This is a genomic window from Sulfurimonas sp. (assembly GCF_016744025.1).
In the GTDB taxonomy this organism is placed as follows: domain Bacteria; phylum Campylobacterota; class Campylobacteria; order Campylobacterales; family Sulfurimonadaceae; genus Sulfurimonas.
Genome location: NZ_JADGFC010000009.1, coordinates 13,123 through 27,367, shown reverse-complemented (window position 1 = coordinate 27,367; position 14,245 = coordinate 13,123). Strand labels below are relative to the sequence as shown.

General features: G+C 32.4%; 14 protein-coding genes. 2 read left to right on the top strand and 12 right to left on the bottom strand.

What is annotated here, in order from left to right:
- Nucleotides 1-3: 3 nt before the first annotated feature.
- Both QZZ48_RS02815 and trpA read left to right on the top strand, forming a co-directional pair.
- Nucleotides 4-405 (top strand): Hpt domain-containing protein, encoded by a 402-nt coding sequence (locus QZZ48_RS02815; RefSeq protein WP_294961745.1) that lies wholly within the window; start codon nt 4-6, stop codon nt 403-405.
- 16 nt (nt 406-421) lie between these two features.
- Nucleotides 422-1,159 (top strand): tryptophan synthase subunit alpha, encoded by a 738-nt coding sequence (trpA, locus tag QZZ48_RS02810; RefSeq protein ID WP_294961743.1) that lies wholly within the window; start codon nt 422-424, stop codon nt 1,157-1,159.
- Between the two features lies 1 nt (nt 1,160).
- Here trpA and QZZ48_RS02805 read toward each other — a convergent pair whose 3' ends face one another.
- The 12 genes from QZZ48_RS02805 to QZZ48_RS02750 all read right to left on the bottom strand — a co-directional run bounded on the left by QZZ48_RS02805 (nt 1,161) and on the right by QZZ48_RS02750 (nt 14,170).
- Entirely contained in the window at nt 1,161-2,945 is a 1,785-nt protein-coding gene (locus tag QZZ48_RS02805) for a hypothetical protein (RefSeq protein ID WP_294961740.1), read from the bottom strand.
- Nucleotides 2,946-2,949: 4 nt separating this feature from the next.
- A complete protein-coding gene (locus QZZ48_RS02800; RefSeq protein WP_294961738.1) occupies nt 2,950-4,212 on the bottom strand; it encodes a S41 family peptidase in 1,263 nt (420 codons plus the stop codon).
- Between the two features lie 85 nt (nt 4,213-4,297).
- Nucleotides 4,298-4,510, bottom strand: coding sequence for a hypothetical protein (locus tag QZZ48_RS02795; protein ID WP_294961735.1), 213 nt, complete (start codon nt 4,508-4,510; stop codon nt 4,298-4,300).
- Nucleotides 4,511-4,539: 29 nt separating this feature from the next.
- Entirely contained in the window at nt 4,540-5,064 is a 525-nt protein-coding gene (locus QZZ48_RS02790) for an ATP-binding protein (RefSeq protein ID WP_294961732.1), read from the bottom strand.
- Between the two features lie 42 nt (nt 5,065-5,106).
- A complete protein-coding gene (locus QZZ48_RS02785; protein WP_294961730.1) occupies nt 5,107-5,808 on the bottom strand; it encodes a PAS domain-containing protein in 702 nt (233 codons plus the stop codon).
- Between the two features lie 48 nt (nt 5,809-5,856).
- Nucleotides 5,857-7,677 (bottom strand): 1-deoxy-D-xylulose-5-phosphate synthase, encoded by a 1,821-nt coding sequence (gene dxs / locus QZZ48_RS02780; protein WP_294961795.1) that lies wholly within the window; start codon nt 7,675-7,677, stop codon nt 5,857-5,859.
- 4 nt (nt 7,678-7,681) lie between these two features.
- Nucleotides 7,682-8,461 (bottom strand): flagellar assembly protein FliH, encoded by a 780-nt coding sequence (gene fliH, locus QZZ48_RS02775; protein ID WP_294961727.1) that lies wholly within the window; start codon nt 8,459-8,461, stop codon nt 7,682-7,684.
- Nucleotides 8,462-8,471: 10 nt separating this feature from the next.
- Nucleotides 8,472-9,497, bottom strand: coding sequence for a flagellar motor switch protein FliG (gene fliG / locus QZZ48_RS02770; RefSeq protein WP_294961725.1), 1,026 nt, complete (start codon nt 9,495-9,497; stop codon nt 8,472-8,474).
- Nucleotides 9,497-11,206 carry a flagellar basal-body MS-ring/collar protein FliF gene (gene fliF, locus QZZ48_RS02765; RefSeq protein WP_294961722.1) on the bottom strand — a complete coding sequence of 570 codons (1,710 nt, stop codon included), beginning with the start codon at nt 11,204-11,206 and terminating at the stop codon, nt 9,497-9,499. Before fliF ends, fliG begins: the two co-directional genes overlap by 1 nt.
- Nucleotides 11,207-11,224: 18 nt before the next feature.
- Entirely contained in the window at nt 11,225-12,319 is a 1,095-nt protein-coding gene (gene hisC / locus QZZ48_RS02760) for a histidinol-phosphate transaminase (protein ID WP_294961719.1), read from the bottom strand.
- Complete coding sequence (gene pheA / locus QZZ48_RS02755) at nt 12,309-13,397, bottom strand: prephenate dehydratase (protein ID WP_294961716.1); 1,089 nt, start codon at nt 13,395-13,397, stop codon at nt 12,309-12,311. Before pheA ends, hisC begins: the two co-directional genes overlap by 11 nt.
- Nucleotides 13,394-14,170: an HAD-IIA family hydrolase gene (locus QZZ48_RS02750; protein ID WP_294961713.1), complete on the bottom strand. Its 777-nt coding sequence runs from the start codon at nt 14,168-14,170 to the stop codon at nt 13,394-13,396. Before QZZ48_RS02750 ends, pheA begins: the two co-directional genes overlap by 4 nt.
- Between the last annotated feature and the right edge of the window lie 75 nt (nt 14,171-14,245).

Here is a 14,245-nt window from a genome sequence, read left to right as displayed (position 1 = left end):
TTTATGGGTATAAAAAGTGACTTAGATAGTAACTTTGATTATGAAGTTGTAGATGAATTTTTGGACCACTACTCTATGATGGTGGAGAGTATGGAAGTCATGATTACGGATCTTGAAAAACCTAATATGTATAAGATTAGTATTGATGAACTTTTTCGTGTTTTTCACAATATAAAATCAGCCTCTGGATACTTAAAAATCTTACCAATGGCAAAGCTTTCTGCTTTTGTTGAAGATGCATTAGAGTCTCTAAGACAAACAGATGAGTTAGCTAGTGAAGATGTTGTAACATGGCTTCTTGAGATAAGTGATATGTATGCTCAGTGGCAAGAAGACTTTAAAGTTGACAATGTCTTGAGTCATATAAAGTATTCTCTATTAAAAATACCCTATTTTAAAAAATAATTAAACTGGAAAACAATTGAAAAAACTTGTAGCATATATAACTTCTGCTTACCCAGAAAAATCTTTTAGTATAGACTTGAGCCTGGCACTTGGTCAAAACGGTGTTGACATGCTTGAACTAGGTGTTCCTTTTTCTGACCCTGTTGCAGACGGTCCTTTAATAGAAAAAGCAAATCACAAAGCTCTTGAACTTGGTTTTAAATTCAAAGATCTTTTAGAGATCTCAGAGATAGTAGCTCCAAAGGTAGACACTCTTTGGATGGGTTATTTCAACAGCTTTTATCAACAAGATATGAATAAACTTCTTCCTTTGGCATCTAAGCTTGGAGTAAGTGGACTTATAGTTCCTGATTTACCTCATGAAGAAGCGGCTGCATATAGTGATTTATTTAAAGCTAACTCTATGAGTAATATTTGTTTTGTGGCTCCAACAGACTCTGAAGATAGAATCAAAGAAGTTGTAAGTGATGCTCAAAAGTTTATCTATATGGTTGCATATACAGGGATAACTGGTTCTGGAGTAGCTGAAAATTTACAACCATTTTTAAGCTCTATTAAAAAATATTCTTCTACTCCTACTTATGTTGGTTTTGGTGTAAATGCTAAAACAGCTAAGGATAAAGTAAAAGGTGCAGATGGGGTTATTGTTGGAAGTGCATTTATAGATATAATTTTAAAAGACTCTATTAGTTACTCTGATAAAATCAAACAATGTTCTGAGTTAGCTCAAATAATCAAAAACGAGATTAACTAAATTATCTGACTTGTTCATATGGTGATTTCAAAGCGTCTGTGTCTCTTTTTAGTTTCACAAAGATGTTTTGTACCCATTCTTTATACGACTCTTTCATAAGCTCTTTAAGAGTGTTTTTTTGAGCGTCTATCATCTTTTTTACACTTAGCTCAAAGTCATCCTCATTAAATGCTTGATCAACTTCTGTCATTGCGGCATCGACACCTACCCAACTAGCAGTTCCAGTTACAACTCCACACAACAAAGCCCAAGGTCCACTTGGAGAACAAATACTTAATCCTGCTACAGAACCACCAATAAATGAAGAAGCTTTTGCTGCACCCTTTGCTCCAAATTTCAGTAGCATCTTTGACATTACACTCTTTGATATTGCCCCGCTAATAATAAGAGTTCCTGTTGCACTTAAACCTTTTTTTGCAACGTCTCTAGAGTTTGCTTCAAAGATATTATCAAAGTTTGTCTCAAGTGAAGTAAATTCTATTTGATGTTGTGATTCTAAAGAGTTTAAACTTTCATTTAATTCACTTTGAAAATCTTTCATAGATTTTTTTATACTTTCATTTATGCTCCCAGAAGCATTATCCACTTTAATAGAAAAATCATTTTCTTCAAACAAGAAATAGTTTATCTTAGACTCTATCTCATTATCTAGCATCTTAGAGTCACACTGCTTTAGTTTATAGCCATTTGGAAGGTATTGGTTATAGTATGGAACCATATAGTCATTTTTATAGCCACAGTAAAGACTGTAACCCTTTAGAATGATGCGAGTGTACTCACCTTTTACAGAGTAGTAATAATCACTAAGTTTAGGAATAGACATATATACAGGTTTAAAAGCCATATCAACTTCAGCATCTATAACAAGATTAATATTCTCTATTAAAGATTTCTCACTTGAAGTTAGTTTTGAGCTTATTACTCTGTCCACTTCCTTGTAAGCTTTGTTTATTTGAGTTTGAATATTTTGTAGATGCTCTCTCTCGTAAAGATGGTTTATACTCATTGTTATAACAAAAAGAAGAAGTATAGTAGCTATAAAACCAAATATAAAGTAATTTCTGCTTTTAGAATCTTCTTTTTTAATTATAGACCTAGGGATAGAGACACTAAGAAGAAGTTTTGAATAAGCCCAAGCAAATATTCCTTGAGAAATCAAGAGATAAAAAAACCAAAAGAAAGTTCCATTATTATTTCCTATTATACTTGTAGATGCACTCATAAACTTCCACTCTAATAATTCTTTATATCTTAGAGTTGAAGAGAGAAAGTTTAATATTTCACACTTAAAAATATTCACCTCATAAGTAGGTGCAGTAAAAAATTGATAAATAATAAATATGCATAACAATATAAATGTATTTATCCATACAGCCCATCTTCTAGAGATGGCATCTAAAAAGTTTTCTTTTATAGTTGATAATAACCTTTTTTTAATCTTCTCATATGTAACCCAGATAAAAAGAACATCTAAACCTAAAATCAAAAACATAAGAGAATCTAGATAGACGCTAGTTAGTAAAATAATTACAGAAGCTCCAAACCCTATAAAAAGTGATAAGAAAAGTGTTAACCATACACTCTTAACAATGCTAAAGATGGATGTATTTTTATGAAAAACTGTCTGAGCAAGTGCATATTTTTTTACTATTTGCATCTCAGACAAAGAAATACTCAAGAGTGTTGTAAATGCTAATATATAAAGTATAAATACTATACATGAAGAAAAGTTTACTATAAAAGAAAAAACTAATAAAAGCAAAAATATCATTAAGCTTTTAAACATCTTCTTACTTCATCTTTAGTTTTTGATTGCTCAAATACTCTTGAGCTTTGTCTAAAGCAAGGTCATAACCATCTACAATATCTGTGTTTACATTGTAATCTGGTTTTATCCCAATATTGTGAATACTATTACCATCAGCTAATAAATATTGTGCGACTGTTAATTTAATAGACTCTTCTTTATTTATAGGAAAAATCGCCTGTACATTTCCCTTACCAAAAGACTTCTCTCCAATAAGAGTAGCACGATTGTGCATCTTTAAGGCTCCACCTAAAATCTCAGCAGCAGATGAACTCTCTTTATTTATGAGAACAACTAAAGGAAGATTTGTAAGAGTATTTTCTTTTGAAGCGTTGTATATTTTTTCGGCTATGTTTGAGCGACCCTTTTGAGTAATAATATTTCCTCTATTCATAAACAAATCAGCTATACCTACAGCTTGTGTAAGTAAGCCTCCTGGATTATTTCTAAGATCAATTATTATACTTTTAGTAGAGTCAAGATTTTCTTTCATTTGCTTAGTAATATGTTCAAGAGTATGTTTATCAAATGTTAGGATTTTCAAATATAAAATATCATTTGAGAGTTTTTTTGCATCTACTGATTTTATCTGTATAAAATTTCTTATAACACTTAGGTGTCTTATCTCAGCATTTCTCAGTATTGTCAATTTGATGGATGTATTAACCTTACCTCTCATTAGATTTGCTGCTTCACTTAAAGAGATGTTTTCGCTGGAGAAGTCATTAATCTTTAAAAGAATATCACCTTTTTGTATACCGGCTTTAAAAGCAGGAGAATTATGCAAGAATGATAAAACAGTTAAAGCACTATTCTTTTTACTTATTCTTAGACCTAATCCTCCATATACACCTTCTGTTTGAATCTTCAAAGACTGCATATGTTTTTTATCTAGATAGTTTGAGTTAGCATCTAGTGATTTCATTGTTTCATTAATAAGTATCTCGTAAATTTCTTCTTTAGAAAACAAATTTTGTACTAATAATTCTTTAATTATATTTATTTTTTTATTGGTGTTATAGGATTTAAATTTGATATAGATTTTTTTCTTTTGAGCTTTACTTAACAAAGAAGTTGTATTTACAAATTCTAATAAGCCTTTACTTATGATCTGATTTTCAGAAAGAGAGAGATAATAATTTTTTTCTATTGTCGAAATTACTTTATGATACTTCTGTTGATTATCCAAAGCAAATATAGATGCAGTAAATATAACAGCAACTAAAGTCATAAAGACTATTCTCATCGTATTCCCTAAACATCAATTTTACTTATTTTATCACGAGATTACTTAATTAATTTAAAGAGAGAAAGGATGATAATAATCTTAATTATTTTGCAATAATAAAAAGGTGTATATATCCATAGTATTTGAGTAGTTTTATATTTTTTAAAACATCTATATCGGCTTGAACTTCTAAGAGGAACTTAGTTAACTCATCATCATCAAAATCACCAAGGTAATTATAATTATCACGATTTTCACAGTTAAGGTTTATAAGTCTATGACTTGGGGCTTGTGTATCTGATATCCATATTTTCATGGCCTATTATATACAAATATAACCTAAGTCTATTTTAAAGCTAAATAAATTCTAAAACAACTACCGGCTTGGATATTTTCTACGCTTAATGAACCTTTCATTCTTGACTCAATAATATTTTTAGCTATATAAAGTCCTATTCCCATACCATGAGAATGAGATTGAGATTTAGTTGTAACGTATGGATCAAAAATAGATTCTATGATTTTATCATCAATTCCACCACCATTATCTGATATCTCAAGAATTCCTTTATCATCTAAACAACTGAGTTTAATGCTAATTTCACCTTTTTTTATAATATTTTCTTGTATTTTCAATTTAATCGCGTCTATTGCATTATTTATTAAAATAAACATTACCTGCTTGAACTCATTTTCAACACCACAAAAATCCAGATTACAATCACTAACTAAAGAGTAAATAACTTCATTACATTTGAGTTGTGCGTCAAGAATTGTTAAAACCTCTTCAAGACTTTTTTGTGGAGAAAAGGTGATTATTTTTCTATTAGGATTTAAAAAGTTTCTAAAGTCATTAATTGTCTCAGACATATAATTTATATTTGAAGATACCAAGTCCATTTTCTCTTTAAACTAAATCTTATCCAAAGAACCCATTACATGTTGAGTTTCTAAGTTAGCGGTCGCTAATCCAATAATATTTAATGGTTGTCTCCACTGATGTGCAATATATTCTAGCATCTCACCCATTGCGGCTTGACGAGACTGATGAATCATAAGACCTTCTTGTTTTTGTTGTTTTTCTATCTCTTGGTTAACTCGTTTTTCAAGCTCTTCATTAAATGATTCTAACTGCTCTCTTTGCTGAGCTAAGGTTTTGAGGCTTTCTTCTAAATCAAGTTGTATTTTTTTAAGTTTAGTAATATCGCGACCTGCGCCTACTGTACCAATTATATTTCCATATTTATCATAAAATGGTGCTTTGTATACTTCCAAGTAAAGCAATTTTCCTTTTACATTTCCGTACTCTTCGAACTTCATGGCTCTGTTCTTATATATTACAACTTGATCAGAATTAAAACACAGTTCTCCAAATGTATGCCACTGAGCTTTATCACTATGAGCTTCTCTCTCTCTTAATGCAAAAAAGACATCACCTTTGCCTATTGGTTCTTGAGTGTCTTTTGCCATTAAAAGACCATCACAAATCGCTTGATTAGAATATAGGTACTTGCCCTCTAAATCTTTAACCCATAACATGTCGGGTAGATTGTGAGTAAGAAGTTTTAAAAGTTCTGAATTATGTTCTTTTAGATCTGAGATTTCAAATGGCATGAAGTGTCCTCTAGTTGTTATGATTAAGTATATAGACGCAGAGTTTGCTTAAGAGAGTGTAGATACTCTCTTAGCAAGTTGTTGGGGTAAAAGACCCAAAGATTCTTCTACTAGTTTTGTATTTCCATGAGTTATAAATTCATCTTCATATTCAAAGCTTTCTACTTCAATATCTAAAATTTTCTCAGATGCTAAAAACTCTAATATAGCAGAACCAACGCCACCCATTTTAGAACTATCACTAAAGACAAACCACTTTTTATGTTTAGTTGAAAGCTCACGTAACATATCTGCATCTAATGGTTTTACAAATCTTAAATCAAGTATGTTAACATCAACATCTAGATGCTGCGCTGTTTCATACGCACGACCAAGACCGTTACCATAACCTATGAAAAGGATATCACTCTCATTTGAGCGAAGCAGTTGAGATTTAGCAAGTTCAAAAGGAGAAGATTCAGGAAGGTCAGTTTTTATGAATGACCCTCTTGGATATCTAAGTGAGCAAGGATGTTGATACTCTGCTGCGAAACCAAGTGCTTGGTGAAATGATTTCTCATCTCTTGGAGCAAAAAGAGTCATATTTGGAACAGCTCTTAAAAAACTAATATCAAATACACCTTGGTGTGTCTCTCCATCTTCTCCAACTATTCCCGCACGATCAAGTGCAAAAACAACAGGTAAATCCATCAAACAAGTATCATGAATTACTTGGTCATATCCACGTTGTAAAAATGTAGAGTAGATCGTACAAAAAGGTTTAAAACCCTCTTTTGCCAAAGCTGCCATTGAAGTTACAGCGTGTTGTTCTGCGATTGCAACATCCCAAAATCTATCCGGATAAAGCTCCATTAACTCGCTTAGTCCTGTTCCACTTGGCATAGCTGCTGTAGCACCTACAATCTTCTCATCATGTTTTGCTAGATGCAATAGAGCCTCTGTATATATCTGAGTAGCATTCTTAGCAGATGCCTTCTTTGAACTATGTCCGTTACTTAAATCAAAAGGACCTACTCCATGCCATTTTTCTTCTTTTCCTTCTGCTATGTCATAACCCTTACCCTTAACAGTTTGAACATGAATAATTACAGGCTGTTTAAGCTTTTTCGCTGTTTGCATAATCTCTATTAGCTGAGTTAAATTATGTCCATCAACAGGTCCAATATAATTTATTCCCATCTCTTCAAATAGCATACCAGGAGTAATAAGTTTTAAACTCTCTTCCATTCTTTTAGCGATATAATGAGCACCTTCACCAAAATTATCTACAAAATTTTCAGTATGTTTTTTAAACTTTTGATAAAATGGAGATGCCATTGCTGAACTTAACATTCTACTAACTGCACCTATTGGTTTTGCAATACTCATTTCATTATCATTTAGTATAATAACCAGAGGATATTTTCTATCACCCAACTCATTTAATGCTTCATAAACCATACCTGCAGTCATAGAACCATCACCTATCATAACAACAGGAACTCTGGATTCTTGCTCTTTTTTTAGAGCAATTGCTTTAGCAGCACCAACGCCTAAAGATATTGACGTTGAACTATGTCCTGCTACAAAATAGTCATGTTCAGACTCTGTAGGTTTGGTATAACCACACGTTCCCCCAAACTGACGAAGAGTATCAAAAGCTTCCCATCTATCAGTTAGAAGTTTATGTGCATATGACTGATGTGAAACATCAAAGATAAATGGATCATTCTTTGAGTCAAATACATAATGCATTGCTACTATAATCTCTGTAGCGCCAAGTGTTGAGCTTAAATGTCCACCGTTTTTGCTAACAACTCTTAAAATTTCTTCTCTGATTTCTTGGCAAAGAACAGTTAGTTCTTTTATACTTTTTTCTTTAATATTCATATTTTTATTCACTTAAGGCTGCTCTTTTTACTCTCTCAAATCTTTTTGAGATTTGTGCGTCTATATTTCCTGCATCACTAATGGCAATGACTCCGCCTTCACTAACTGCACTGTCGGAAATAATACTAACGTGATCTAATAGACCCACACTTTGGGATATTTCACCATGATTTTTAGGGTTAACTTTTAATGTAATTTTTGATGCGCTTTGTAACTCTTTTATTAACTCATTTGATAGGACTTGGGCTATTGCAGTTGAACTCTCATTTAACTCAATATTTATAACTTCTTTAGAAATATCGACAGCTGCACTTATTAGCTGACTTTTGATACCTTCTAATGCGCTCTCATATTCGTGAGCAGAATTCTCCAAAGTGCTAACAGATGTAGCAAATTGAGCTAAACCATTTGTTAGACTATTCGCTTCATCCTTACTAGCTTGATCTTTACCAGCTAAAACACCTTCATTAAAAGACTCAGTTTTTACTTTTTCTAGCTCAACAGTATGCTCATCACTCATTGATTCGAGTTTCATCTGAAGTTTTATGAAGTTTGATGACATCTCATCAGTTTTTTTCATTAAAGACTCTATAAGTGAATCTTTTGAACTTTGACTCATGGCACTAGAGTCAACTTCACTATCTCTTGCTGCTGGAATACTCTCTTTTATAAGAACAGATTTTTCACTCTCTTCTTCATAGCCTCCACCCATAGAAAAAACTTTAAAGTTATATTTATCAATAGAGTGCTTATTTAGCTTATCATTTGAAATTACAGTTGCCATAGCAAAACCTTTACTCTATCATCTCATCGGCAGAACCCATTTGTATAGTTCCAGCTTCAGCAAGACCATTAACAAGTTCAACAATTTTTCTCTGAGAATTCTCAACATCTTTCATTTTAACAGCACCAAGGAACTGCATCTCTTCATCAAATGCTTCTCTTGCTCTCTCAGACATGGCAGAAAAGAACTTCTCTTTAAGTTCTTCTGGTGCACTTTTCAGTCCAAGCATTAATTCTTTTTTATCTACAGTTTTCAAAATTTCTGTAATAGCATTTTTATCTAGAGTTACTATATCTTCAAATGTAAACATCATCTCTGTAATTAGAGTAGCAAGTTCTTCATCAACCTGTTCAACTTGAGAAAGAGTAGCTTTGGCAGATTTAGCACCAAGTCTATTAAAGATATCTGCAACTGCTCTTGGTCCACCAACTTCAACTTTATAAGTAGCAAGAGACTCAAGTTTAGACTCTAACACTGCCGATACTCTTTTAATAACTGAAGGAGATATATCTCCAAGTTTTGCCATTCTCATAGCAACTTCAGAACGTAAATCATCTGGGAAAAACTGAAGTGTATCTGCTGCTTCCGTTGCATCCATATGAGCTAGAATAAGAGCAATAGTTTGAGGATGCTCATTAATAATAAAGTCCGATAACTGCTGAGGCTTAATTTTTGAAAGATAAGCAAAATTTTGAATATTTTGCATACTTTTGGATAGTTTATCTAAAACTTTTTTAGCCTCTTCAGGTCCAAGAGTTCTATATAGAAGTTCTCTTGCATACTCCATACCACCTGTAGTAATAAACTGACCAGATTGTATAATTGCATGGAATTCTTCAAGTATAGCAGTAGCAACGGCTTTTTCAACTGTCCTATTCCCTGCAATATATTTTGAGACTTCAGTTATAGCTTGCACACTCATATTTGAAAATATTGCAGCTGTTACTTCTTCACCGAGTTGCATTAATAAAATGGCGATTTTTTCCGCCATTCCCATTTCATCAAATGTTGCTTGCTGTGTTGGACTTAAATTCATCATTTTGACCTTTCTTTAGAAGAGCCATCTTCTTCTTCACTTAGTAATGACTGAAGTAAGGATGCTATCTCTTCAGGAGCATCTTCTGCCATAGCTCTAACTTTTTCAAGGAGTACTTCATGTTTAAGTCCATCTTCGTCAAAGCCTTCACCGACACCAAGTTGATTTTCAACTTTTCTACGCATTTGTTGAACTTTTTCTAACAAGTCTTCTTCTTCATCATCTTCTATATCAAGAGTTGGACGATTAAGTTCATCGTCTTCTTTTGATACTTCAAGCATTCTAAGAGCAAATGGAGATATAACTTTTTTGTAAAGAATAAGAAGTAAAATAAGAACAAACAGATACTTAAATACTCCAGAAAATGGTGCTAAGTAAGTTTGAGAGAATGTAACAGCTTGAGATACACCATCATCAATATGAGCTTCATTTCTCTTGAACTGTAGGTTTTTAACACTTATTTCATCACCTCTAGCTTCATTAATTCCGATAGAACGTCCAACTAATGAGGCTAGTGCTTCTAAGTCACTTTCTTGAAGTGCTTCATACTCCATAGCTTCTGTTGTTTTACCATCTGTATCTAGTTTAAATTTATACTTTCCATCTACAATTACAGCTGCACTTATTCTTTTAATTCTTGCAAATTGAGACTTTGTAGTTGATACAGTTTTACCAACTTCATAGTTAGTTGTACCTGAGTTTTTTTCATATTTTTCATTAATTTGGTTACTTTTAAGACCTTGCACTGGACCTATATTACTTACAGTACCAGGTACACCACCTACTTCAGCAGGAGAAGCCCCTTCTCTCTTTTCTTCACTTACTTGCTCACTTCTTACAACATTCTCTGGATCAAATGTCTCTGATGTAGTATTTTGAATAGAAAAATCAAATTCTATTGTTACCTGTGCTACTACTTTTTCATTCCCACCGACAAAAGGAGAAATAACTTGCATTATTTTTCTCTGTCTCTTTTTCTCTTCTTTTGTTTTGAACTTCTGCTGAACAAGGGATAACTCACTCATTTGAGCCATCTCATCTTCATCACCTAGAGTCTCACCATCAGAATTAACTAACATTACATTAGTAGAGTTCATCTTAGGAACGGCAGCTGCAACAAGATTTTTAATACCACGAATCTGTTTAGGTGAGAGTTTTCTATCTTCTACAAGTTGAACCATAACTGAAGCACTTGGATCAACTTGTTTTGCAATAAAAAGAGTGTCTTTTGGAATAGCTAAACTTACACTTGCTGATTCAATTGGACCAAGAGCATTAATAGTTCTAGATAGCTCACCCTCTAAGGCACGGAGATATTTAATATTTTGATCAAAGCTTGTAGCTCCAAACTCTTGTGTATCAAAAAGCTCAAATCCTACACCGCTATTTTTAGGAATTCCCATAGAAGCAATAGTTATACGTTCTTTATAAACTACATCTTTAGGTACTTTTATGATGTTATTATCTTCAAGCTTATAAGTTATTCCATCTTTTTCTAATTGCTCAACAATTTTAGCGGCATCTTCAGAGCTTAGGGAGTTAAAAAGGATTTCATATTGATCATCAGTATTTTTATTAGCCGTGTATACGACCATGAATATTAAAAATGCAACTATACCTATAATAGCAGCGGCAATAATAATTCGTTGCTGCGAAGTTAGTTTAGTATAAAGAACAACTAACTGAGAAAAAAGTACTTTAAAATCCATTAACTTCCCATTTTATAATTACAAAATTTCTGATGTTAGTTCAAAAAAGCGACTATTTTGCTCTTGCGTTCCAACTGTCACTCTTATTGCATTCATACCGTAACCACTTAAATCTCTAACTATCATTCCTCTTTTTAAAAGAAGATCTGCAATTAAAGATGATTTTGTATCCGGATTTAGACATAAAGTAACAAAATTTGTATAGCTGTCAATTATATCTATTTTTTGCTCTTTTGCAAACTCTTCGTAGCGTTTCATCTCTTTAAAATTATCAATTATGCTTTTATTTACAAACTCTTCATCTTTTAGAGCAATAGTTGCAGCTTCTAAAGAAAGTGTAGTAATATTAAAAGGAGGTCTCAATTTATATAATTCTTTAATTATTTTAGCATCAGCTAATCCATAACCAACACGCATACCACCAAGTCCATAAGCTTTTGAAAATGTCCCAAGATAAATTACATTATCAAACTGTTCAACTAAATCTTTTGGTTTTACTTCTTTACTTGCATCTTTAGCAATTGCATATTCCATGTAAGCACCATCAACAACAACAAGAGTGTCATTATCAATCTTTTTTATAAAGTCAAAAAGTTTACTTGCATCTATTGCATCTCCGGTTGGATTATTAGGAGTACAAAGAAATATTATAGAAGGTTTTTCTTTTTTATAAATATCATAAAACTCATCTAAATCATGTTCTTGTGTAGAAGTTCTTAAAATATCAGCACCAACATGTTTCGCATAAATTTCATACATTGCAAATGTAATACTATTCATCAATATCTTAGAGTCAGCATTAGCCTTTGCGTGAATTATAAATTCTATAACCTGATCACTACCAGAACCGATAATAACGTTTTCATCTTCTACGTCAAATCTTTTGCTAAGCGCACTTTTTAAAGCCATCATAGAATCATCTGGATATAGAGCCATCTTTGAAACTATTTTTGCTACATTTTCTTGAACCATTGGCGAACAACCGTTAGGATTTTCGTTACTTGCTAGTTTTATAATGTCTTTTGGCTCAATTCCAAACTCTCTTACAACTAACTCTATTGGCTTTCCAGCTTCATAGTTTTTAATATCTTTCATTTTAGAATTAAAGTTCATCTTCACCCTTTACATAACTTCCTAACCATGTTACTTCACTCTCGTGTTTGGCTAGTACTTTTTGAATATTTACATCATCAATATGCCCATAAAAATCTATATAAAACCAATAACCAAATCCAGCCTTATCTTTTGAAGGACGAGACTCGATTTTTGATAGATTTATCTTTTCTTTATCAAAATCTTGTAAGAAATGCACTAAAGACCCAGCTTCAACAGCATCTTTTAAACGTACAAGTATTGAAGTTTTATCATCTTCACTTTTAGCATTTTTAAAGTCACTTAGTATTACAAATCTTGTAGAACTATCATGTTCATCTTCTATGTTTTCAAACATAGTTGGAACATTATAAAGTTTAGCCGCGATGTGAGAGCAGATTGCTGCAGCATGTGGATCTTCAGATGCAAGTATTGCGGCTTTAGCAGTTGACTCAACAGGAATATGTTCTACATTTGTAAGACCATGTTCTGATAAAAAGCCTCTACACTGACCAAAGCCCTTATCTTTTGAATATATTCTTTTTACATCTTCGAGTTTAATAGATTGAGTGACAAAGGACATATGAATAGGCATATAGAGTTCTGCTACAATTTTCACACTGCTTTTAGCTAGTAGATCAAGTGTTTCACCAACAATTCCATCTTTTGAATTTTCAATTGGAACAACACCAAACTTTGCTCTTTTTGACTCTAATGTTTTAAACACTGAGTGGATAGAACTTACAGAAATATAATCACTCATAGCACCAAAACGGCTCTCAGCAACTTGATGCGTAAATGTGCCTTCTGGTCCTAAATAAGCTATTTTTTCTGGTCTTTCTAAATTTCTCGATACTGCAAAAATTTCTAAAAATATTGCTTCAATTGCACTCTTATTTAGAGCTCCAGAACTAGCTATACTCTGAGATTCAAGTCTTTCGATAATTGCTTTTTCTCTCTCTGGTCTGTATATCGCACCACCAGATTCATTTTTTATCTCACCAACTCTCTCAACAACTTTCATTCTTTTGTTAAGAAGGGAGAGCATCTCATTATCAATAGCATCTATCGATCGTCTACAATCATCTAATGTTTTCATATTGCCTCCAAAATCTTTTGCATATCGTCATAAACCATATCTGGTCTAAGTTCAGGTTTTAAAAATGGAACTATCTCTTCTTGTGTTTTATATTTTCCGCTAGTTACAAAAACTGTTTTCATTCCCATCTCTTTAGCTCCGCCTAAGTCACCTTTAACATCATCACTGATCATTGTAACATGAGAAAACTCAGCACTAATATCTTGTTTTTTTAACTTAGCCAAAGATTCACTATAAAAAGCTACACTTGGTTTTCCTACAACTGCATAAGAAGTAGAAGTTGCAAATTCTAACATTTTTAAAATTGCTCCAACACCAGGATATCTTTTAGAGTTTTTAGCATAAATAGATGTTTCATGCATGCCAACAAGAGATGCACCAGAGAGTAAAAAGTCTATCATTTGAGCATATTCACTAGAGTCAAAATCTTCTTTAATTGCTACTAACACTGTCTGAGGATTTTCATAATTAAGTGTGTAACCCATAGAGATAAGAGTTTTTATAAACTCATCAGCACCATAAGCTGCAACTGATTCTTTAGATACTCTAGATTCCAATAGCATTAATGGATCAAGATACTTAGAAAAATCAAACTTAAAACCTATAGAGCGAAGATAATCATAAAAATCATTAGACGCTTTTTTAGTATTGTTTGTAATGACCATATAAGGAATATTTTTCTCATTACACATATCAATAAACTCTATACTTCCACGGATAGGAGATTTATCATTGTCGCTAATTAAAGTACCTTGAACATCTATAAAATACAAATCACCCTCCTTTAATATTTTCGAACACGGTTTCTATATGTGAGCATTCTGCTAAAGAAAACTCATGATAATGAA